The sequence below is a fragment of the Spirochaetota bacterium genome, assembly GCA_034190085.1.
Taxonomy (GTDB): domain Bacteria; phylum Spirochaetota; class UBA4802; order UBA4802; family JAFGDQ01; genus JAXHTS01.
In genome coordinates this window covers 124,382-147,571 of the sequence record JAXHTS010000007.1, presented here as the reverse complement: position 1 = coordinate 147,571, position 23,190 = coordinate 124,382, and the positions used below count along the sequence as shown (strand labels likewise).

General features: G+C 36.4%; 17 protein-coding genes. 15 read left to right on the top strand and 2 right to left on the bottom strand.

The window, feature by feature from the left end; translation table 11 throughout:
• Positions 1-89: 89 nt before the first annotated feature.
• From SVZ03_01820 to SVZ03_01800, 5 genes are all read left to right on the top strand, one after another.
• On the top strand, positions 90-1,055 hold the full coding sequence (locus tag SVZ03_01820) for a DUF4384 domain-containing protein (protein MDY6932945.1): 966 nt from the start codon (positions 90-92) through the stop codon (positions 1,053-1,055).
• 136 nt (positions 1,056-1,191) lie between these two features.
• Positions 1,192-1,851 (top strand): hypothetical protein, encoded by a 660-nt coding sequence (locus tag SVZ03_01815; protein MDY6932944.1) that lies wholly within the window; start codon positions 1,192-1,194, stop codon positions 1,849-1,851.
• Between the two features lie 22 nt (positions 1,852-1,873).
• Entirely contained in the window at positions 1,874-3,814 is a 1,941-nt protein-coding gene (locus SVZ03_01810) for a hypothetical protein (protein ID MDY6932943.1), read from the top strand.
• 196 nt (positions 3,815-4,010) lie between these two features.
• Complete coding sequence (locus SVZ03_01805) at positions 4,011-7,745, top strand: hypothetical protein (protein MDY6932942.1); 3,735 nt, start codon at positions 4,011-4,013, stop codon at positions 7,743-7,745.
• A gap of 439 nt (positions 7,746-8,184) precedes the next feature.
• Positions 8,185-9,180, top strand: a complete 996-nt coding sequence (locus SVZ03_01800) for a fumarylacetoacetate hydrolase family protein (protein ID MDY6932941.1) — start codon at positions 8,185-8,187, stop codon at positions 9,178-9,180.
• A gap of 221 nt (positions 9,181-9,401) precedes the next feature.
• Here the strand turns inward: SVZ03_01800 and SVZ03_01795 are convergent, their stop codons facing one another.
• On the bottom strand, positions 9,402-9,767 hold the full coding sequence (locus SVZ03_01795) for a response regulator (GenBank protein MDY6932940.1): 366 nt from the start codon (positions 9,765-9,767) through the stop codon (positions 9,402-9,404).
• Positions 9,768-10,406: 639 nt separating this feature from the next.
• On the opposite strand from SVZ03_01795, the gene SVZ03_01790 reads away from it, so the two are divergent.
• The 9 genes from SVZ03_01790 (at position 10,407) to SVZ03_01750 (ending at position 18,135) form a co-directional block, all read left to right on the top strand.
• Complete coding sequence (locus tag SVZ03_01790) at positions 10,407-10,907, top strand: DbpA RNA binding domain-containing protein (GenBank protein ID MDY6932939.1); 501 nt, start codon at positions 10,407-10,409, stop codon at positions 10,905-10,907.
• Between the two features lie 232 nt (positions 10,908-11,139).
• Positions 11,140-11,964 (top strand): class I SAM-dependent methyltransferase, encoded by an 825-nt coding sequence (locus SVZ03_01785; protein ID MDY6932938.1) that lies wholly within the window; start codon positions 11,140-11,142, stop codon positions 11,962-11,964.
• Positions 11,965-12,220: 256 nt separating this feature from the next.
• Positions 12,221-12,379, top strand: a complete 159-nt coding sequence (rpmH, locus tag SVZ03_01780; protein ID MDY6932937.1) for a 50S ribosomal protein L34 — start codon at positions 12,221-12,223, stop codon at positions 12,377-12,379.
• 13 nt (positions 12,380-12,392) lie between these two features.
• Positions 12,393-12,779 carry a ribonuclease P protein component gene (gene rnpA / locus SVZ03_01775; protein ID MDY6932936.1) on the top strand — a complete coding sequence of 129 codons (387 nt, stop codon included), beginning with the start codon at positions 12,393-12,395 and terminating at the stop codon, positions 12,777-12,779.
• Complete coding sequence (gene yidD / locus SVZ03_01770; protein MDY6932935.1) at positions 12,776-13,003, top strand: membrane protein insertion efficiency factor YidD; 228 nt, start codon at positions 12,776-12,778, stop codon at positions 13,001-13,003. The genes rnpA and yidD overlap by 4 nt, the downstream gene beginning before the upstream one ends.
• A 178-nt stretch (positions 13,004-13,181) precedes the next feature.
• Positions 13,182-14,822: a membrane protein insertase YidC gene (gene yidC / locus SVZ03_01765; GenBank protein ID MDY6932934.1), complete on the top strand. Its 1,641-nt coding sequence runs from the start codon at positions 13,182-13,184 to the stop codon at positions 14,820-14,822.
• Positions 14,823-14,940: 118 nt separating this feature from the next.
• Positions 14,941-15,582, top strand: coding sequence for an RNA-binding cell elongation regulator Jag/EloR (gene jag / locus SVZ03_01760; GenBank protein ID MDY6932933.1), 642 nt, complete (start codon positions 14,941-14,943; stop codon positions 15,580-15,582).
• A 3-nt stretch (positions 15,583-15,585) separates the two neighbouring features.
• Positions 15,586-16,941, top strand: a complete 1,356-nt coding sequence (gene mnmE / locus SVZ03_01755) for a tRNA uridine-5-carboxymethylaminomethyl(34) synthesis GTPase MnmE (protein MDY6932932.1) — start codon at positions 15,586-15,588, stop codon at positions 16,939-16,941.
• Positions 16,942-16,986: 45 nt separating this feature from the next.
• Positions 16,987-18,135 (top strand): radical SAM protein, encoded by a 1,149-nt coding sequence (locus tag SVZ03_01750; GenBank protein ID MDY6932931.1) that lies wholly within the window; start codon positions 16,987-16,989, stop codon positions 18,133-18,135.
• 49 nt (positions 18,136-18,184) lie between these two features.
• Here the strand turns inward: SVZ03_01750 and SVZ03_01745 are convergent, their stop codons facing one another.
• Positions 18,185-19,144: a hypothetical protein gene (locus tag SVZ03_01745; GenBank protein MDY6932930.1), complete on the bottom strand. Its 960-nt coding sequence runs from the start codon at positions 19,142-19,144 to the stop codon at positions 18,185-18,187.
• A gap of 150 nt (positions 19,145-19,294) precedes the next feature.
• On the opposite strand from SVZ03_01745, the gene SVZ03_01740 reads away from it, so the two are divergent.
• Entirely contained in the window at positions 19,295-22,996 is a 3,702-nt protein-coding gene (locus SVZ03_01740; protein MDY6932929.1) for a DUF3857 domain-containing protein, read from the top strand.
• Positions 22,997-23,190: the final 194 nt, after the last annotated feature.

Genomic DNA, 23,190 nt, shown 5'->3' with positions numbered 1-23,190 from the left:
CCCACATCTCCTTGTTTTACACAAAAAGATGTGGGTAGAAGTCAGTCAACTCAAGTGATCAGATAAATTTAAATTTACAGGCGGTAAAGATGAAACATTTAAAGTGTATATTCGTGTTTTTATTATTTTTCACAAACGCCTCTGCTCAGTACAGCGCAGTTCGCATTGGCGTTATGCCCTTTGTTGATTCGGATAAAAAAAACGCGACAAGCGGCAGGTCTGAGGATGCAACAGCGCAGGTGACAAATGCCTTATACAAGTATAAGTTTATTAAGCTGGTAGATAGATCAAAGATGAAAGAGATGATGAGAGAGATTGAACTGGGTATGAGCGGTATTGTTGATGAGTCCACGGCAGTAAAGGTTGGCAAGATGCACGGTCTACAGATGATGGTGGTTGGCACAATTCGAAAGAATAGAATAACAGCGAGAGCGGTTCACATGGAAACGCAGAAGGTCATCTCTTCCGACTCGGTGGCTGATATTAGCGGGATTGAACTGCTTGGGTATAAACTCGCATCCGGCATTGAGGTGTTTCTTGCAAGGGAGAATCTAAAGAAGTTGAGGAATGACAGCCCGGACATAAACCTGGATTTTTGGGTTGAAAAAGGCTCTGCATCCAGAGGTCTAAAGATCACGCCTTCTGCTGCCGGGAGGATTAAAATTGGAGAAAAAGTAGTGTTTAAATTTAAGTCCAACAGGGATGGATATTTGACCATTGTGGACATTCAGCCGTGTGGAGATGTTGTGGTTCTCTTCCCCAATGATATCCACTCTTCAAATAGGATAGAATCCGGCAGAGAGTATTCGATCCCCTCAGAGGAGGACGGTTTTGAGATCACAGTAAGCGAGCCTGCGGGTCTGGACACGATCGTCGCGTTTTTTACAAAAGAGAGGGTAGACTGGCTCGACAGAAAAAAGCTTATAGGCGAGGGATTCTGGACAGTTAAGGAGAAAGAAAAATTCAGCATGTCTCGGGGCTTTAAGATAACAGCAACAAAATTAAAACATGCTGACTGGGAAAGCAGAGCTATTGAGATTGATGTATATAAATAATATTATATTGTGATAAATAGCTTCATAGTGTATAATTATTTGTAATGAAATCGTTATCTAATTGGAAACGGTTTTTGCAGAAATTTTTTTTGGATTAATTGAATATGTGAATAAATATCATAGGAGGATAAGAAATATGACAAAATATCAATTTGATGTAAAAAAGATTCACTGTGTGAAACCCACAAGGTGGGAATGGGGTAAAGACGAAATATATTTTGCTGCAATCGCAATAGGATGTAAGATAAATAACCCTAATAATAATGGTATTTCCGAGAATGATATTAGCGGTAAAATATTAAAGGCACATGTCTCAGATGTTAACGATAAAGTTAAAAGAGAGACTGTATGGGCGCCGGAGGATTCTTGTTTCGATTTTGAGATTAATGATGAAAATTTACTTATAATAAAACTAATGCTTTATGAAGAGGACAGCGGAAGGCATCATCAAAGCCTTAAAAAGGCTTTTGTTCATAACAATTTTAATATAGATATTAAAGATGCTATAGATTATGAAAGAATTAAGACAGTTGTTTGGGATAATATTAAAGAGGTTAGTAAAGTTATTATTGCTACCGGTGGGAATAAGATAGTAATTGCAATGACAGTGCTGAAAGCAATATTCAGTATAGCGCCAACAATTATTAAAGAATTTAAAAAGGATGATTTTATTAGTTCAAGAGTCGCTGTATTTATTCTCGATGAGAAGGATACAATTTGCCTTCCGCGCGAGTATGAATTTATGGGTGACGGAGCTGAATACAAGGTTGGTGTTGAGTTAAGTGAGGTCGAATAAATTTTATATTTTTTGAGGTAATATGTTATCAAAATTAGAAGAAGTTATAACTGAAGAGCTAAAAAAAATTAACTCCAGGCGGACAAATTTCAATTCTGAAAAAAATATCAAGGATAATGATAATGCAAGTAACCTTTTTGGTATTGCCCTTTCAGGCGGTGGAATTCGTTCAGCTATTATTAATCTGGGAGTTCTGAAGATATTCAATAGTGTTGGCATTTTGCGAAAAGCTGATTATCTATCTATGGTATCCGGGGGTAGTTACATCGGCGGTTACATTCAATCAAAACTATTTGAGAATAGACAAAAGGATAATCCTTTTAATGAGATTTTTGGGGATGATGATATTAGCCACTTCAAAAATTATGGCAATTACTTATCTCCTGGTGAATGTATAAAGAAATTATTAAATAAACTTCGGTTATTGGGGGCCTTTGTCTTTAGCCTGGCAATGAATATTGTGTGGGTTCTTTCATTTTTTCTTTTGATATATTACCTGATGTATTTCCCCCTGGCATCTTTATCAAAATATATGTTCTCCATAAATATGGTATCATCTATACTATGGATAACAACAGCCATTGTATTTATTTGGCATTTCTTTTTTCATGGGCTTCGTCATTACAGACTATGGTCGTCAAATGCGCTGAATATAATTGAAGGCGTTCTTTTGATCTTTATTGTATTTTACCTCTTAAGTCTTGATGCGGGATTATTTTCTATTGGTAGTTTAAGTAAACACTTTAATATTCAATTGAGTATAAACCTGCCTCAATTATTGGGATATAATGAATATATTTGTGATTCAATAATCACATTATTCCTGTTTGTGGCAACTGGCTTTTTCTCAAATCCGAATATTTTATCGATTCATAGATTTTACAGAGACCGCCTGGCAACGGCCTTCTTGATAAAATCAGGAGGCATTAAAAAGGCAGTCAAAATTCATGAACTGATTCCACAATGCATATGTGAATATAAAGCTCCATACCCATTGATCAACACCTGTTTAAATCTATCAGGTAGTGACGATAAATTCAAAGGCAAAAAGGCAAGTGATTATTTTCTTCTGTCACCATTGTATTGCGGTTCAACCAGAACGGGTTATGTTGAATCTGATAGCAGACACTACAATAAGATTACCCTTGCGACAGCAATAGCAGCATCCGGAGCGGCGGTAAATCCCAATATGGGAAGATATACAAATTCCATTTTGGCTTTTGTAATGTCTATCCTGAATTTAAAGCTGGGTTATTGGATATTTAATCCACATAAATCGAATAAATGTGCCAATATTGTTTGGTGGCCCATTTATCTGATCTCAGAATTGTTAGGAAAGACTGACACAACAAAGAGGATGGTTAATATATCCGATGGAGGTCATATTGAGAACCTTGGTATTTATGAGCTATTAAGGAGAAGGGTAAAGTTGATCATTGCTATTGATGCGGTGGCTGATCCGGAATATGAGTTCTCCGACTTGAAGAATTTGGTTGTGCGGGCTAAGAATGAACTTGGCATTAATATAAAGTTCAGGAAAAATTCTGGACCGGAATTGAAGATCAAACCAAAACCATCGAATGGTTATTCTGAATCGCATTTTGTAATAGCTGATATTGAAGAGCTGCCCTGTGAAGAGGGGGAGGGGGTGACGAAAACAGGTTTGTTGGTATATGTAAAATCCTCAATGAAAGAACCTAAAACCCGATGGAAGAACTGCAATAAACCCAAAAGGGATAGCAGTTATTACTATAAGACCTTTCATCCCACCTTCCCTCATGAGTCTACAATGGATCAATTTTTTGATGAAGCGCAATGGACAGCTTATTACAATCTCGGGCGATTTATGGCGGGTGATCTTTTAAATATCGATGTTAGGAATGAAAAACAATTGCATAGAAGGGAGAAACAATTAACAAACTACGCAATTGATAATTGGTACAATTACTTTCGACAAAAATGACATCACCAAGCTTTGGACTGCATTCATATTCGATTAATATACATTCTCCTTCAGGCTGCCCCTGTAAAGCATCATCCTCAGGATGCTGTTGATTCTGGATGGGATATCGGAATAATCGATCAACATTTTGTTTAACATCATGCTTGACAAAAGCACCCCTAAGTTGATAATTCCGTCACAGTGAATTCAGAGTCATATGATGATAATGATCAAGCCCACTCTAAAATTTCTACTAATTCCCCTTCTTCTTCAAGCTACGCCATTTTTCAACAGTGACGCTGCTGGTCTGGCTGTTGAGAAAAGAATTAAGAATTTCCAACATTTAAGAGCGGATAATACTACCCTCTCTTCTCAAAGATATTGCGTTGTCCAGGGTAGTGAAGCGCATTCCTCGTCTGATATCAGCAAGAAAGGAAGCACTTCTCTTAGTCAATCAACCGAAATAGAGCAATATGAAATGAAGATTCATAAGAGCTTCTATGCGGGTGATTATTATGGAATGTTTGATAGCATTGAGGGATTATTACTGAAGTATCCTGAGAATCCGGAGGCCTTTCTATATTGCTATGAGCTTGCGAGATTAACCGATGTTTATGGCTGTAAGAGGGTGGTTGAGACATTGAATAGGATAATCTCATCAATAGAAAAGAGCAAGGGTTTTGAAGAAAGAAACATCTCTCTTCTTATTTTAAAGCTGGAACTGGAAAGGCTTTTGTATAGATATAATAGAGATGAAGCTGTAAAGTTATCAGGCAAACTCTATCCCCTGAGGAGATGGCTTCTGTTGGGACCATACAAAAGGTATGGCAACTCTGATCTGGATTATGCCTTTATGCCAGAGATTACAACAAGACTCGATTTTTCCGGGCTAAAGAAAAAGAGAATAAATGTAAAAAATCCGAGAGGATTCGTGGATATGAAGAGGCGCCTTTACCCTGAAGAGGGTATTGCCTATGCTGTAACAACCATAGATCATCCTAAACCGATAAAAATTAGATTATATTCAAATTCCGCTTATAAACTGTTTATCAATGGCAGACAAGTCGTAACAAATGTGAAGGGAAAGACTTTTAGGAATTATCGTATCATAAGGGTCTGGGGAGCTCCCTCAAAAACCATTATGATCAAACTCCTTAAGAGCGATAGCTGGGCTTTCAGGGTTTTGGTCACTGATGATATGGATCGCATCATAAATCCATCCTGTGATCCCAATAAGATGGTCTTCTCTGATTTTAAGCACATTGAGCAGATGGATTATCCCTTTGAGCACTTAATGGATAGGGCAGGTATAGATGAGGGCGAGGCTTATCTCAGACTGGGCAGTTTCTTTTACGAACTGGGAAGCAGGGAGGCGATTGAATTTTACAGGAAGTCATTATCAAAGGAAGAGTCCTACCTCACTCTCTATTTGTTAGCGAGCAGTATGATTGACTTCAGCAATGGCGAAAGGGATTCATCCTTCTATACTGAGGGATGGCAAATTATGACCAGACTGGCGAGTAAACACCCTGACTTTATTCCAGCTCAGCATAAGAGATTCCAAAGGCTGATTCAGAGGCGTAGTATCCTTCAGGCATATTTTGAGGGGAAGGCGCTTTTGGATAAAGCGGATTCCTTCCTCCCTTTAAGATTGGATTTCATTGATCTTCTCATTGCACTTGGCTATGATAAGGAGTTTGAAGAAGAGATTATCTCATTTATGAAGAGTTTTCCATCTTCCTCCTCTCCTTTGAAGATGAAGTATAAATTCTATAGGAACAAAGATATTAACAAAGTCATTGATCTCTGTAAAAGGATATTGGAAGGGGAACATTCCAAGGGTTATCTTGGGCGATTGATATCAATCTATAGCAAACATGGTCGTTATGCTGAGGGTATTGAGCTGATTAAAAGGCATGATCATGAGGGTGATTTTACAAAAAAGCTTATTGATATGTATATCAACAGCAACAATTTCGCAAAGGCAAAGAGGGTTATTTTTCAAGAGATGGTAAAGAAGGATGATCCTTTTTTCAATCTAAAGCTTGGGCATATCAACTTTATACAGGATGTTGATCCAACTATGTATTGGAAGAAGGCATTAGCTGTTGATCCCTCCCTCTTTACCCTCAACGATTATTTGTATTATATTGCAGAGAGAGAGATGAAAAATCCCCTGAATGAGCATAAGAAAGATAGATTCATTGATCATATCCTTTCATGGGGCCTTAGCGATTTGGAGGGAGCGTCATCAGCAATCATACACAGAGGCATGATCTTTATATTGAACAACGATGGAAGCAGCAGGGTGTATTGTGAGGATATCATTCATGTAGGGGATGAGCAGGGAATAAAGAGATGGGGGGAATATGCAGTACATTTTCGAGGAGATTTTCATCCCCTTAGAATAAGGGTCTTCAATAATAATGGAAATTTCAGCGATTCATACAGGATCAGTAAGATCAATGGAACGAATTACATTAACCTCGCATCCCTAAAGAAGGAGTCAATAGCGCATATCTCATATTATATTGATAATCCTATTATGGAACCTCGGGGCTCCCTCTTCTTTGTGACCCCTTTTACATTAATTCACGATTTTAATCAGCCTATACTACACTTCTCAACTCAAGTGATTACTCCAAGGAATATGGAACTAGATTTCAGCTTCAACAGAGACCTTCAGATATCATCAGAAGAGATCGATGATAGCCTAATCTATTCATTGAAACTTGCCAATTGTTCAAAGATAATAAGGGAGAAGAATATGGGGAGTTCATTAAACTATCTTCCATATTTCGCTTTTTCCACAATGAAGGGGTTGAAGGATTTAATTTATTGGTATAATAGTCTTCTGGTTGATGCGTTTCATATTGATCCTAATGAATTGAAAGATCGATTTAAGGGGAAGAGCATCTCTGATGTTGCTGGGAATGTTTATGAGTATGTTTCCAGGGATATCGATTTGAGGTCAAACCTCTTATTCTATCCTGAAAAGGCGAGGAATACGCTCTACAAAAAGAGCGGAACAGTTGAAGATAAGGTGATACTTGCAAAGGCTATCCTGGATGTTCTTGGTATTAGATCATTCATAGCCCTGGCAAAGAGGGATGATCTCCCTAATTTTGGATCCTTTATAACGCCTTATGCCTTTTCAAATATTCTGCTCTATGTGCCAATTGATGAAAAATCAGGAATCTGGATGGATTTCTCCAATCAGTACATTCATTGCGGAGCTGTAAATGACAGCATTGCAGATACGGATGCGGTTGTAATGATTGGTGATAATTACGAAATAAAGAAGATTGATGAATATGGCAGCGACAGCACTGTCGCCGATTTTTTGATTACTCTGGATAACAGAGGTAATGCTCAGTATAATATAAAAATGGATTTTTATGGAAAAAGAGGAAATATTAGAGAGCATTTCAGGAATAATATCTATAATGAGGATGTTATAAATTTTTATATCGGAAGGATCATCCCTTCAATAAGCATCGATGAATACGGAATCGATAATTTTAGGAATTATAAGGATCCCTTTGAAATATGGGTTAAGGGCGACAGCTTCACTCTAGCTACGATGGGCAAAAACAAGATGATTCTCCAGCCAATTTTGAAGAGAAGCAAAATATATGACTATGTTCGATATGCAGAGAGAAAACATCCGCTCATAATTACCAGCGGCATAGAAGAAAGGGATAAATATGTCTATATTCTGCCCCCTGAATTCCACTCCTTTGAAGCGGATGAGAATCACATCATTAACAGTATATTTGGCTCTGCTAAGATTCAGATAAAAAAAGCAAAGGGGACCGATACATTGTTAATAACAAAAGAGGTTAGAGTTACAAAATCGAAGATAATGCCTTCACAATATAATAAATTCTTAGAATTTTGCCTTAAGTTAAAAAAAATTGAGTTAAGAAATATTACAATAAAAAAAGGATAACCTACCTTTTGGCCTGCATATGCGCTTTTTTCTTTCTCTTTAATCTCCTCTTGGCTCTTTTTCGTTTTTCCCTTCTATTGTACTGCTTGCTCATTCGTTATGTCATCTCCTCTAAATTATTCGTTTTATTGTTAGATCTCAATAAATTGCAACGATTAGTTGCCACATCCTAATAAGTTGCATTTTGTTCTAAGGAGCAAAATGCAAAAAGGTTTGTCAACAAAGTTTGATATTTATTAAAGATTTTCTTATATCCGTCAAGTAACATATCTAATGTGATTAGCAGGATAATATAGATTTTATAAGTTTCACATCTTTATCTTGACAATAGAGGATGCTTCATCTATTACCTGAAACAAAGATATGATGCTTGCCAATGCAAGTATTTGATGAGGATGTCCATCCATGAGGCAAGTTGACAATATTTGGAGGAGTCTGTATGAAGCTTGTAACATTTATCCCCGAAAGTAGTTCAACTCAACGTGTGGGCGTGGTTGTTGATGATCGCATTATTGACCTAAAGGCAGCATCAGAGGCACAGGACGATGTCCCAGAGAATGCCTACAATGACATGTTGTCATTGATCTGCTGTATGCCTAGAGTTCTGGATCAGATTCGCATTTTAATTGATCGAGTATTAAGTAGCGGGCCGGAGTCTGTGATATGTCAAATTTCTAAGGTTCAGTTATTAGCCCCACTTCCACGCCCCACATCCATTCGGGACTTCATGGCCTTCCCAGATCATCAGGCCAATGCCATGCATACAGTGGCGGGCTGGATGTTCCCGCCAATAAAATGGCTTAATGGTGCATGGAGGTCTATCACAGGCAAGGGTTTCCTTAGCCCTCCCAAGCTATGGTATGAAATCCCGTCATACTATAAGGGTAATCCCCTTACTGTTGTTGGCCCTGAAGCGGATATACGCTGGCCCTCCTATGAGGATAAACTCGACTTTGAACTCGAGTTTGGAATCTACATATCACAGGAAGGGCGAGATATTCCCAAAGGAAGGGCACGAGAATATATTGCCGGTTATACAATATTTAATGACCTTAGTGCTCGTAAAGTGCAGATGAAGGAGATGAGATTGAGGCTTGGCCCAACTAAGGGCAAGGATTTTGATACCAGTAATGTAATGGGGCCCTATCTGGTCACTCCTGATGAGATAGCAGATCCATACAAAATGGGTATGACTGCCCGCGTCAATGGAGAGGAATGGTCTCGCGGCAACAGTTGTCAAATGTATTATACTCTAGAGGATATAATAACATATGTTTCACGCGATGAGACGTTATATCCCGGCGAGTTCTTTGGTTCAGGCACGGTGCCAACTGGATGTGGTCTGGAACTCGATCGCTGGATTAAGCCAGGTGATGTCATAGAATTGGAGATCGAGGGACTGGGGGTATTGCGAAACCGCATTGTTAAGGTATGATCACATCTTCACGAAATATCCTATAGATGACTCAGAATAGAACGGATTACATTCCGTTAAATTGAGTGTGAGTGGCGTGAGGGTTTATGATAAATATACATATGTGAAACGCCATCATTAGACCGGAGGGGATTTTATCCATATTATTTAACTCAATTACGTAAATCTGATTATTAAGGGATTAAATTACGGTATTCATTACAATCAATGTACAATATCTATCATTCATGATCCCTTCTTGATATTACCTCTTTCACCTTATCCTTTAGCTCGCTTAGATCAGAGGACTTTGTTAAATAGGCATCAGCAGCCCAGGTCATAAAATTACTTTTATAGTTTGAATAAGCGGTATAGATAATAATTGGCATCATTTTGTCTCTGGAGAGCACCTTCCCGAGGGTTTCAATACCATCCATTTCGTCCATTTTTATGTCAAGAATGACAAGATCATATTTATTAACAATTACCTTCTCAACCGCTTCTTTCCCATTGGAAACCTGATCAACCTCATATCCCTCTTCTATGAGTTCTGTTGCATATAACTCCCTCTGATAATCTTCGTCTTCTACAATTAATATTTTACTCATGCTCTATTTACACCCTTAAACCTATTTCAATAGGATATGATATAATGAGGAAACTAAATATAGAAATAGGTTTTTACAGTAAAGAATGATGAATAAGGATATCTCCACACCTAAGGAGAGGATATTACTCAAATTTATGTGGATGTGGTAAAACTAATGATAATTACTAATTTGATAAATTTAATTTATGTTAATATATTGATATATATTAACAGATAGGTCAAGCTATTAATTTTATCTTCAATACATAATAGTATAGCTTAAGGTAAATACTGAATTTCTCTTCAACAATAGAAAATTACTTGCAATTTCAAATGTGTAATAATAATAATAACACCCTCAAAATTCATAATAATGGCATGTTTGCCACAATACTTCAATGATTCTGTATTTGTTACATCTTACAATGAAGTAGATAACCCTTTCCAAGCGAGGGGATTGCGTCACTATCCCTGATGTTTGTTGAGAAGTTGAATTATTTGCATAATAATTGAATGTACTTAATGTTGGAATATAGGGAAATGACATTTGTGGACACTCAAAATTAAGCTTCTATATTATTAGGAGTTGTTTCATCACTTAATTTGGCCATTATTGATTAGTTAATTTGAATTAAGATAGTTTTTTCGCGAGGATTGTATGAACAAGCAGGAAAAGATTGAAAGGATTCTGCAAATAGCTCTATCCAATGATTTAGATGATTATCGCACATTATTGAAAGCAATGGAAAAGAGACTCCCTCTCTTTGTTGGAGCAAAAAGGATAGCTCTCGCTCTTCTTAAAGAACACCTTGGTGATATTTCCAAATTAGATTTATCCCTTGATGATGGATTTAAAAAATCATTGACTGGAAAAATTTTTTTTGAAGATGTAAAGGACGGCAAGGCCAGACTCTTTATAAATATTGGAAGAAATCACAATATTTCTACAGGTAATCTCATAAAGGAGATTGTTAACAGATCTGGCGTTGATGGAAAGCTTATCGGTAAAATTGATATTTATTCCACATATTCCTTCTTCGAAATACCAGAACAATTTGCAGAGATGGTTCTCTTATCCTTAGATAAAACCAGAATCAAAGGTATCCCAATAGTAGTTGAGCCGGCGAAGAAGAGAAGAGAGAAAGATAAAGAGCGCTAATTGTAGCTTTATCTCAATATGAAATCAATAGGATTTCCCAGTATGAGAAAATGAAGATATATGTTTAGTCTTCATCCATTATATCTACTTTAAGGAAATTTGTCCCTGCAGATTGCATCAATATGGACTTCTCATCATATCCCAGCCTTTGTATGAAAGAAGCAGAATAGTATTATAGTATTATTGAGGTGAATTCGATAATATCTTGAAATCACTTTACTTGAGAACTGAGATGATATGCTGCCCTATATGTAATTCTGAAAGGAAAAGGCTCGTCTGTCACAGGGTGGATCATCTTTACATGTGTAAAAACTGTAAAATAATCTATAATACAGAATTTTCATTACTGGATTATGATGATCGATATTTTATTGATCAATATAGAGATCAATATGGGAGAACATATCAGGAGGATTTTGAGAATATTTATTCTCTAGCAATCAGAAGATTAGAAACAATACTTGACATGAGTGAGGATAGGGCTGATGTTGTCCATCTCAGTCTTCTAGATTTAGGTTCAGCCCTTGGTTTTTTCCTTAAGGCTGCCAAAGATTCGGGTATTGGTTCACTAGTGGGTATTGAGATATCTAATTTTGCTGCTGAGTATTGTGACAGTGAATACAATATTGATGTAATTAACCAATCATTTGAAGATACGGAGATTAAAGGGCGCTTTAATATTATTACTGCCTGGTATTTTATTGAGCATTTTGAACATCCCTTGGCAATCATAAAACGGGTATATGACCAATTGAGTCATAAAGGAATATTTGCATTCTCTGTTCCTTCATATTTTGGTCCTCAATATTTTTTTAATAGATTTAAATGGTGTTCAGATCATCCAATTGATCATAGAGTCAGCTTTTCTCCTTCTTCAGTAAGGAGGTTATTAGAAGAGATTGGTTTTACAAAAATTGTAATACAACCTTGTGGGATTCATCCAGAAAGGATATTAGCTGCGAATTCCCTTTTTTATAAACCCCTAAGGGTTGTTTATCCACTAATTTCGAGGATCATTCGTTTTTCAGATACAATGGATGTATTCGCTATTAAGTAATAAATCCTGTTTTGATGAAAATTGTTTATAATTGGTTTTAGTAATTTGCTTTTTCACATACTATAGGGATCTGTTTTAATCAGTTATCCTGGAGAAAGGGTGTAATTATAGGGATGGGCAATTGGTAGGAGTAATGTGTTATAATAATTTCACTAATGTTGCTATCTCTTACAGCAATCAAATAGGAAAAAATGGATTGACAATAATATTTATTTATATTAATCTTCAAAATGTCAAGAAATATAAGGATTGAATGATGAAAAGGACATATCAACCAAGCAGAATTAAAAGGGCCCGCAAGCATGGATTTAGGGCAAGAATGAGCACCTCCGAAGGGAGAAAGATATTAAAAAGAAGAAGGAGAAAAGGAAGACATAAATTAACCGTATCAGATGAAATCGGATCATCCAAATAGTGGGTAGGAATTTATGATAAAAATTTCTTCCCTTAAAGGGAAGAAGGGATTTCAGAAAGTGTATAATAATGGCATTAGGGTGAAAGAAAAGGAAGTTCAATTAATTATTCTCAAATCCATTGAAAAGGGGAGAGCTTCTCTTAATAATAAGAGGGAATTTTCTTTTTATAATTCAATAATAAACATTGGCATACCTATTAATAAAAAATTCGGAAATGCTGTGCATAGGAATAAGGCAAAGAGAAGAATACGTTCAATATGTAGAGAGTTGCTGCATGAAGTTGATGTGAGTTGCTCTATTATAATAAGACCATCATTAGATTTTAAAGATCTCAGTTATAAAAGATCAAAAGAAATATTTGAATCATTGTTTAGGAAATCTGGAATATTACAGTCGTGAAAATTTATAGCTTAATTTTATGGATTTTTATAAATCTTATTAGGGTATATAAACTAATTATTTCACCATATTTGCCTGCCTCTTGCAGATTTACCCCTACATGTTCGGTGTACTCAATGGGTGCATTACAAAAACATGGATTAGTAAAGGGTGTATATCTATCTTTAAAGAGAATTTTAAGATGCCATCCCTTTTGTAAGGGAGGATTTGATCCAGTTCCCTAACCCTTGCTAAATTATCCACTTTTCTCCTATCCCCATTTATTGCAATCTCATAACATCTGATCAATCTGGTTAGCCGCTTATGGAACTAGATTCCAGGCTATATCGCTTCGATCTAATAAAGGGATAAATACTCAATACATTATGCAGAATAGTATGCAGACAAGTGAAGGAAGGTAATATGGAAAGAAATATGATCATAGCAATCTTATTATCATTAGCCCTATGGGTTTTTTGGTTAAACTTTATTAATAAACCATTACCGCCAGCTAGTGATCAAGAATTGTCCCAAAAAGAACTTCAGGTAGAAAAAGAGATTAAGAAAATAGAAATTGAAAGACCTGAGGTACATAGACAAATCAAAATACATCCAACTACCACAAAAACAGCAAAAAATGTCGAAATTGATAGTAAAGTTTACTCTACACAATTATCCAATTTGGGCGGAGAAATCAATAGCCTTAAATACAATGAGAGAAACATAGAATTAATTGTCAATAATCGTAATAATGCAAAGGGGTATTTTGATTTCCCCATCCATTTCAGCGAAGACGAATTTCTTAGCGGCAATAATTTAGAGAAAGCTATTTGGAATTATCGGATAATTAATAAAAAGATTATATTCAATACTGTTCTTTCTATTAATGGAAGTTCTCTTCACGTGGAGAAGGCCTATATTTTTAATGATGAGGGATATTTTTTTAGAATAGAATATACATTCACTAATATTGGAAAGAAGGAATTCGTATTTCCTAATGGGTATATTATTGTATCACCCTCAGATTTTATTGGGCCAAATATGGACTTCAGCAACACCTATAATTCATTGAATAGCATATATTTCTTGAATGGGGACTTTGAAAAGGGTTCCAAGGGAGGTGGATTCTTTTCAAAGGGTGGTATACTTGAGAGGGAATCAGGTGAAACGAAATGGGTAGGTGTAATGAGCAGGTATTTTTTATTGATACTTATACCTGAGAAATTCATTGGAACAGGCGTGATCTATGATTCCAGGGAGAATACAGGTTATAGGACAGGTATGTATATCCCCATGAAGGCTATTGATCAAGGAGAGAAGTTAACAAAGTCCTTTAAGGTCTATATTGGAGAAAAGGACAAAGAGAAACTCAAGACAGTAGAGACATCAATTATTGACGCAGCGGATGTTAGCAGCTGGATAGAGCCTTTGCGTGACTTCTTGCTATGGTGTCTCATGAAGATCAATATATTTGTAGGGAATCTGGGGTGGTCGCTTGTTATCTTTTCCATTCTTACAAAGATACTGCTCCTTCCATTGACTCAAAAGTCTACAGAATCAATGAAAAAGATGCAGGCCTTGGGTCCACAAATAAATGAATTAAAAGAAAAACATAAGGATAATCCAACGGTACTCAACAAGAAGACGATGGAGTTATACAAAAAGGAGAAGATAAATCCTTTAGGGGGATGTCTGCCATTACTGTTACAAATGCCATTTTTCTTCGCTCTATACAGCGCCCTAATAAACTCGATTGAGCTATGGCAGGCACCATTCATACTATGGATAAATGACCTTTCATTACCGGATACAGTGTTTGAAATAAAGGGCTTCAATATAAATATACTGCCGCTTATAATGACTGCAACTACATTTATTCAACAGAAGATGACTTCAACAGAGGGGACTAGCCAACAACAGAAATTAATGATGATAATGCCTCTTATACTTTTATACATATTCTGGAACATGCCATCCGGATTGGTCTTATATTGGGCATTGCAAAACATATTACAGATATTTCATCAGATAATAATAACCAAAAAGGAGAGTAAAGCTAATTGAATCGCTTCTCATTTATGAGGAGACTATAAAGATTATCAACTGAGATTGAAACAGAACAAATGATATTTTTTACTAATCAATACATGAATTATTCAAATTTACTTAAAGGAGGTTCACGATGAAGGTCTTAGAAGTGGAAGGGAAAACAGTTGATGATGCTACTAAAAAGGCCTGTGTCCAATTGGGGATTGATGACGCAACAAATGTCAAGATTGAAGTAGTTGATGAGGGGAAAAGCGGAATCTTCGGTTTCGGTATATCAAGACCAGCAAAGATCCGTATATATTATAATGAAGCCAGTATGGATGTTGGTGATAAAGCTAAAGAAATAATAGAGGGTATTGTAAAAAGAATGGGTATTGATGCTAGTATCAAGGATACTAAGGAGGACTCAAACAGGGTATATATTGAACTAGAGAGTGAACGTTCCGGACTAATAATTGGTAAGAATGGTCGCAACTTGGAGGCCCTTCAATTCCTTGTAAGTCTAATAATAAATCACATTACAGGAAGTGAGAAGAAGATTATCCTTGATATTGCTTCATACAGAGACAGGAGGGAGAGATCATTGAGAAAACTCTCAAAGGATACAGCTCACAAAGTGATAAGAACTGGAAGACCATGTACTTTAGAGCCTATGAATCCCTTTGAGAGAAGATTGATACACATGACCCTGCAGAATGATAATCGAGTCACAACTATAAGTGAGGGAGATGGAATTTATAGAAAGGTGAAGGTCCTTCCCAACAATCACAGGTAAAAGATGCTCGACGACACAATCTGTGCTCCGGCAACCCCTCCGATTACTTCCCCGCTTGGAATCATAAGAATTAGCGGCCCTTGTGCTTACTGGGTCGTTAACTCTATTTTCGATCGTCCGAATATTATCAAACCCAGATATGCTGTTTATGGATCTATAATAGAGAGCAATGAGATACTCGATGACGTTGTTCTTGTGTTCTATCAATCCCCTCATAGTTTCACTGGTGAGGATATGGTTGATATCTTTTGTCATGGCAATCCAATTATTATAAGAAAGATAATCAGGTTGCTCAATCAATTAGGCGCCAGAACCGCGGAACCTGGAGAATTCAGCAAGCGTGCATTTCTTAATGGAAAAATAGACCTTACTGAGGCCGAGGCTATAAATCATGTAATTACTGCAACAAGCGAATGGGAAGTATCTACAGCTATTAAACAGATGCATGGAACCCTTAAACACTGTATTAGGGATATTAAAGATAAGATAATTCATCTGAAGGGGGATATCGAATCAAATATTGACTTCACTGAGGAGGATCTTGAGTTTATTACTCAGGGAAAAGCCCTTTTTCATATGAGGGAAATTGAGGTTTTAATAAGTGACCTGCTTAGAAGGTGCAGAATTGGTGATAGGATTAGTCATGGCATTGATATGCCAATTGTCGGTAAACCCAATGTAGGGAAATCGAGCATCCTGAATTTAATGCTCAATTCAGAGAGAGCAATTGTGTCGCATATCCCAGGCACAACGAGGGATTTAATAAACGAAATCGTTCAGTTTGCAGGAATAAGAATCAACTTGATTGATACAGCCGGAATAGGCACAACTAACTGCGAGCTAGAGAAGAAGGGGATTGAGCTAAGCGTAAAAAAGATTGGATCAGCTTCAATAGTAATAGCTGTATTTGATGCAAGTACAGGGATAACCGATAATGACAGCGAGATAATAAAGTGTATTGAGAAAAAAAAGAAGATAATCCTTGCAAATAAGATTGATATAGCCTCAGATAAAGATGTTTACAGAATTGAGTCCGTCCTAGGGAATAGGATTATCCCATTTTCAGCAAAGATGGGAATCGGACTCAGTGAGTTGGAGAATGGAATAAGTGATATAATCAGGGATGAGGTTTTGGAATATGAGAATTCATTCCTGGCTGATGTGAGGATTTTGAATCAACTGGAGATATCTCAAGGGATTATTGAAAATTGTCAGATATTATTATCTCACAATGAGCCACATGAGATTATAGCCTATGAATTGCAGAACCTCATGGATAATCTCTCAGAGATAACAGGAGAGATATCCCCTGATGATGTGTTAAATTCAATCTTTAGCAGATTTTGTATTGGCAAATAGCAAAGCGCTGATAGTGGGAGCATAAATTCATAATAGTTATTTAATATGATCCATATCCATAAAAAACCAGATATATCAGAGAAGCTTTCAGTATTATCCCAAGATTCACAATTTGATCTTGCCTGCGCCTGTGGAAGAAAGGACCTTAAGGAAGATCATAGACATCGTTCAAAAGAGGATAAATGGATATACCCTGTGGTGCTTCCTGACAACCGAAGGACTTTTCTCTTTAAGACCCTTATCTCCAATGTATGCGTTAATGATTGCAGGTACTGTCCCCTTCGGTCAAATCAGGATACAAGGCGGTTCTCTCTGCAAGCTGAAGAGTTGGTTAATACCTTCTTTAAATATTATAATATTGGCAGGGTGAGCGGACTATTCTTAAGCAGTGGGGTGATTGGTAATCCAGATTTGACAATGGAGCGAATCAATAAGATAGCGATTCTTCTCAGGAGGATGGAGTTTAAGGGATATTTGCATTTAAAGATTATACCCGGGGCCTCCGATGCTGCAATTGAAGAGGCCCTGTCCCTTGCCAGCGCTGTTTCCATTAACATCGAAACACCTGGGCAGAAGAATTTCGCACATTTAGGCACAAGCAAGGATTATATAGAAGATATAATCAGGCCGATTAAACTTATAAGCAATCTAACTGGAAGGGGAGCGCCATATGGAAGGGTAAAGCAGACAACTCAATTTGTTGTAGGGGCTTCCTCTGAAACCGATCAGGAGATTGTCAAATATTCCTGGGGGTTGTATAAAAGATTAGGCCTAAACCGTGTTTATTTTAGCGCTTACCAGAGGGGCATGGGGGATAACAATCTCCCTGGAGAACTATCGCATCGAACCAATAATGAACTATTGACAAGGGAGCATCGCTTATACCAGGTGGACTGGCTGTTGAGGAAATATAGCTTCAATGATGATGAGATTCCCTTTGATAATGATGGGAATCTTTTACTCTCCACTGATCCAAAGGAGGTTTGGGCAGAACTGCATCCAGAGTTTTTCCCACTTGATATAAACAGGGCTGATAAATTTGAGCTTCTCCGTGTTCCAGGATTCGGTTCAGTAACGGTTGATGAGATAATAAGATTTCGTAAAGACAGGAGAAGGATACGTTCTATTGAGGATTTAGGTAAACCAGGTAAAAGACTAAGGAAGGCAGAAAAATATTTAAAATTTGGATACTGATCTTGAGTGACAGCCCATCCCACTTTTGCTGATTAAGATTGATTGTTTGTTATAACTCCTTTAGATAAATATCGTTAAGAATGATATCTTTATAAATATGCCGAATCAATCTTTTATACCCTGTATTATCACTCTGGTCGTTTCGAATGTGTTTTATGAATTTTTTTAAATATTTTTTAGCAGCTCCTCTCTCCCCATTTTTTGCCTTAATTCTTGCCAACCAGAAAAGAGCAATACTCCTTTCTCTATAAAGAATATTTGATTTCAGAAGTGAGAGAAGCGCCTTTTCTGCCTTTTTATCCTTCCCCCTCTTTTCTAGCCGTGAAATATATTCTAAATCCCTACTCATCCCAAAGGGCTTGTTAATGCTGTATTCATACTCTGCATCGTGTAATTCTTCTAAGAGGCTCTTCTTTTTATAATTGCTGTTTTTTATTTTTGTGATTATTTTGCTAAAGGATTTTGATCCCCTTAATTGATCAAAGGCTGGATCTCGGAGAAGCAGATTTATGGAATTAAAACCCTTATCCACTGCAATCCATAAAAGTTTTATTGCTTTTCTTATATTACCCTGCTCAAGATAGAATACCGCCTTCTCATAATCTATCCAATAATCCTGTTTTGGAATCTTGATGGAGTTGAGTAATTTAATATACTTGACCGAATCTAGTTTCTTATACAGATTGAGCAGATATATCAAGGCACATTTTTCACCATTATTAAGGGCCAATTTGTAATGCTTTTCCGCCTGCTTATAATCCTTTTCATATTCCTTAATAACACCATAGTTAATATAGGCATGGTTTTTCAATTTAGGATTGTTGAATTGTTTTTTTAATAATCTCTTTGCTCTTTTAATATCATAATTATAGTATAAATAAAAAACGTCATAGAGTGGATTACGCGGATCTGGATGGTTGTGACTATGGATAGGATGAATATCTTTGATTAAAATGGATGAAATCACCATTGTAAATATTAATATTCGATTTATTATTGATTTTTTCATTTACTGCCAACAATACTTAATCGCTCAGTGTATTCATATGAAAGTTTTTATTCAGAGGATTATAGAAAAGCGCTATCCAGTTGGGATTGGGTGAAATCTTTAATACTCATTTATTTCGATTTAACAGAATTATATATATAATATGGAATCATGAAGACTAATAAGTCAAAGATAAAACTGTATACCCTCTTGGTTATCTTAACTTTTTTGATGCACTACTACGGCACATTTGAAAGGCTTTATGCTCTATCAGCAACTGATCAAAAGAGTATTATTAGAGAAGAGAGGGATTATCTAAATTATAAGGCCCAAGGAAAGTATGAAAGAGCAATTGAAATCATTGAAGAATGGACATTAAATCTGAGTGATCCAGTTCTAATTGAAACGAATCTATTCAGACTAATGGAGCTTATAGAGTATCAAGAATTGATTGAGAGGGGCATTCAATCCCTTATAAGGATTCGAAATGGGAATGAGATAGTAGGTAGCGATCGCTTTTTAACTGCAAGGATCAATTTTTTTCTAAACAGGCTCTTCTTGAGGGATGGCAGAATAAAAGACGCTAATTCCATCAGAGACTCTCTTGGTTTTGTCAGTGATTATAGAATAATCGGGCCTTTTGATAACAGGGGATCTTCAGACTTTGAAATTGAACATCCCCCAGAAAGAAGTTTTTCTGAGTCAGAGATTTATTTAGGCAAGATTAATATAGTTAAATGGTTTGATACTAAAACAGACCTTACTGGAATGATCGATTTTGAAGATCTATTTACAAAGGTTGATGATTCCCTCTTCTACCTATACAGGATAATAGATATTCATGAGTCGGGTGAATATATACTATCATTCGGTAAAACCGGTTATATGGATATTTGGATTGATGGGGGGAGGATTGTTGAAAATAGGAAGAGACATGGCTTCGACTTCGATCAGTATCACCTTAAGGTATTGCTTCAAAAGGGGGAACACAGTATTCTCATAAAGCTGGGGGATTCAACATATGATGGAGTAAAGTGGTCTCTCAGAATTACTTATTTAAGGGCAGTGGGGGATGCTGCTGAATCTGGGGATTTGCTTCAACAAGGAGAAGCTGATTCTTTATTAAGACCCTCATATTTTAGTTCATTAGAGAGCCTTTTAAATTATGATCATCCTAATGAATATTCTTCTTTCCTTATCGGATATCTCTATTATATTTCCGGATTAGCAAGTGAAGAGGATAAGGAGTCCCAAAAATATTTTAATAGAGTAGAAAACGATAGGGGATTAGCCTCAGTATCGTGCTATTATCAGGGGCTAATGGTTGATGATGAGAACAAGAAGGACGCCTTCTTTTATAAATCCCTTAATAATAGAAATAGAATTGAATCGCTTAATGAGATAGCACTGATCAAACTGGATAACAATTTTATATTTGAGGCGTTTCAAATCATTGATATGATTAAGAATATTGATCCCCTCTCAAATAATTATTTAATTTTGAAGGCCAATGCCTTTATCTCCTTGGGCTGGTATCATGAGGCCTTGAAGATAGCTTCGATTTTAAAAAAAAGCAAATATCCTTCCAATGCCTATCTTATTGAGGCAATGATATATAAAGCCCAAAAAAAGGAAAGGGAGGCAGCTCAGTGCCATAAAATTCTATATGAAGGGGATAGATATGACAGGGATTATATCGATGATCTAATTGAATGTTATGATAAATTGGGCATGTATGATAGCATAGAGAAGATTTTGAATAGATCATCGAGGTTTTTCCCTAATAATGTGTGGATTAGGTTAAAGCTCTCAGAAATAGCAGAAAAAATGCATTGTGCCAAAGCCTCGCTTCCTCTAATCTCATCTGCAATGAAACTCTCACCATATAATAAAGAAGTGCTCCTTCAAATGGGTATAGCTTACCATAAAATCGGGAAGGAGGAACTCGCGAGATATTATTTGAATCTTGCTTTGAAGTATAATCCCAATAATTTTTTGCTGAAAAGATATTTAAGGATCATCAATGATGAACAAATGGAGATTGAAAGATATCTTATCAGCGAATCCCCTTCCAGCATTGCTATTAAGGCTGCTAAATACAATAATGAGCCTGCAATCACGCTTCTTAGAGAGACCGCCATAAGGATTCTCTCAGATGGTTCTTATGAAAAGTGGATTCATAGAATATATTTAGTCAATGATCCAAGCCTTGCAAAGGAGTTTTCCAGGGAATATATAGTCATAGATCCCTCAACTGACAGGATTGAAGACCTAAGGTGTTTTGTAATCAATAACGGGGATATAATAGAGACATCGATCTCCCACAAGAGATCGTTATCTGATCCTGAGGCTAGGCTGTATTATGATCTAGAAGCAAATATAATATCGTTGCCCTCAATTCGCAAGGGTAGCATAATTGACCTGAGATATGTTATCAAGAGTAAGGGAGGAGATATTTACAAAAATTATTATGGAGAAAGAATAATAGCAGGAAACAAATACAGGACAATTTATTCAAATATTGTTATTAGCTTCCCTGAAAAAAAGGGCATAAACTATCATCTCAAGGGTATTAGCGAGGATAGTGTTGAACATATTAAAGATAAAAAAAAGAAAATCATAAGAATAGATTTGCATAATCTTCCTCCCTATAAAGAGGAGATTGCAATGCCTCATACTTCAGAGATTTTACCATCAGTATGCTTCACTTCTCATAAGAGTTGGGGTGATCTATATAGGTGGTATGTTTCGTTAGTAAGGGGGAAGATCAGGGTTAGCGGGGAGATGAAGAGTGTTATTTCGAAAATTACCGATGAAGATGATGACAAATTGGATCTTGTTAGAAAAATTTTCAATCATGTTAATAGGGAGATAAGATATGTGGGATTTGAATTTGGCATAGGGGGGATACAGCCTAGAAGCGCTGATTTAACCTATCATACTAAGATGGGGGATTGTAAGGATATCACAATAGTATTGATGGCCATGCTGAGGGAGGTTGGTGTGGATGTTAAGTTGGCTCTCCTGCGAACCAGTGATAATGGAGATGCGGACATCTCTGTTCCATATCTGGGTGAGTTCAATCATGCAATCTGCTATGTTGACATTGGTGAGGGTCTCTTTGTTGACGGTACGGCAAAGATGTCCGGTTTTAAGGAACTACCGGCAAATGATCGTGGTAGGACAGCGCTATTGTTGGATGAGAAGGATTATAGTTTTGTAAAAATAAATGATCGATTTCTCGATGAAAATATCGAGGCGGTGACAACAGAGATAAAAATCCATAAAAATGGTGAAGCAAAACTTGAGAGAACCATCCGTAAACAGGGATCATTCGCCTCAAGGGTTAGATATGATATGCTCGATATGGAAAAGAGGATACTGGGATTGAATGAATACTGGAATAGGATATTTACAGGGTCAAGGGTAAAAGATTTCAAGGATTTTGAAATCAACTTAGACAAGCCTGTATCATATAGTTATAGAGTTGACATCCCATCTTTTTTCAATAAGAGCAATGAGGAGATTGTATTCAAGGCATTCTTGGTTCCTTCAAATTACTATAGGAACTATTGCATGCTTAAAGATAGAAGATTCCCTCTCGAGCTTCCAGGAAAGTGGACTAGCGAGATAAGTATAACATATCATATTCCTGATGGTTTTGATGTGCACAGCATTCCGAATAACGATGAATTCAACTCCGATAAATACGATGCTTCATTTAGGTATATTCTGAGTGATAAGAAGATAGAGGTATATTCCATATTACACTTTAAGCATTATAGGATAGATGTCGAGGAGTATGATCTATTTAGAGAGTTTACAAGGTTTATCGAGAAAAAGGAGAATGAGAGGATTATCTTAATTCGCTGAAGTATCGATTTTTTCATAATACTAATTACCGGATGGATAAAACATATATGAAAGAAGGATCACGAAATATGATGAATACAAAATGAAGTCGGTTAGTTGGGATATACATCGACATAGCGGAGGATATTACCACGACTCATAAAAATATTGATATTTATAATGGTTCAAAATGTATAATGTAAAACATAAATTAA

What these genes read in the sequence shown, in the direction of transcription:
- SVZ03_01800 (MDY6932941.1), top strand. Translation starts at nt 8,185, where the DNA reads ATGAAGCTTGTAACATTTATCCCCGAAAGTAGTTCAACTCAACGTGTG.
- SVZ03_01820 (MDY6932945.1), top strand. Translation starts at nt 90, where the DNA reads ATGAAACATTTAAAGTGTATATTCGTGTTTTTATTATTTTTCACAAAC.
- SVZ03_01750 (MDY6932931.1), top strand. Translation starts at nt 16,987, where the DNA reads ATGATCCATATCCATAAAAAACCAGATATATCAGAGAAGCTTTCAGTA.
- SVZ03_01795 (MDY6932940.1), bottom strand. Translation starts at nt 9,767, where the DNA reads ATGAGTAAAATATTAATTGTAGAAGACGAAGATTATCAGAGGGAGTTA.
- mnmE (MDY6932932.1), top strand. Translation starts at nt 15,586, where the DNA reads ATGCTCGACGACACAATCTGTGCTCCGGCAACCCCTCCGATTACTTCC.
- jag (MDY6932933.1), top strand. Translation starts at nt 14,941, where the DNA reads ATGAAGGTCTTAGAAGTGGAAGGGAAAACAGTTGATGATGCTACTAAA.
- rpmH (MDY6932937.1), top strand. Translation starts at nt 12,221, where the DNA reads ATGAAAAGGACATATCAACCAAGCAGAATTAAAAGGGCCCGCAAGCAT.
- SVZ03_01740 (MDY6932929.1), top strand. Translation starts at nt 19,295, where the DNA reads ATGAAGACTAATAAGTCAAAGATAAAACTGTATACCCTCTTGGTTATC.
- rnpA (MDY6932936.1), top strand. Translation starts at nt 12,393, where the DNA reads ATGATAAAAATTTCTTCCCTTAAAGGGAAGAAGGGATTTCAGAAAGTG.
- SVZ03_01785 (MDY6932938.1), top strand. Translation starts at nt 11,140, where the DNA reads ATGATATGCTGCCCTATATGTAATTCTGAAAGGAAAAGGCTCGTCTGT.
- SVZ03_01745 (MDY6932930.1), bottom strand. Translation starts at nt 19,144, where the DNA reads ATGAAAAAATCAATAATAAATCGAATATTAATATTTACAATGGTGATT.
- SVZ03_01810 (MDY6932943.1), top strand. Translation starts at nt 1,874, where the DNA reads ATGTTATCAAAATTAGAAGAAGTTATAACTGAAGAGCTAAAAAAAATT.
- SVZ03_01790 (MDY6932939.1), top strand. Translation starts at nt 10,407, where the DNA reads ATGAACAAGCAGGAAAAGATTGAAAGGATTCTGCAAATAGCTCTATCC.
- yidC (MDY6932934.1), top strand. Translation starts at nt 13,182, where the DNA reads ATGGAAAGAAATATGATCATAGCAATCTTATTATCATTAGCCCTATGG.
- SVZ03_01805 (MDY6932942.1), top strand. Translation starts at nt 4,011, where the DNA reads ATGATGATAATGATCAAGCCCACTCTAAAATTTCTACTAATTCCCCTT.
- SVZ03_01815 (MDY6932944.1), top strand. Translation starts at nt 1,192, where the DNA reads ATGACAAAATATCAATTTGATGTAAAAAAGATTCACTGTGTGAAACCC.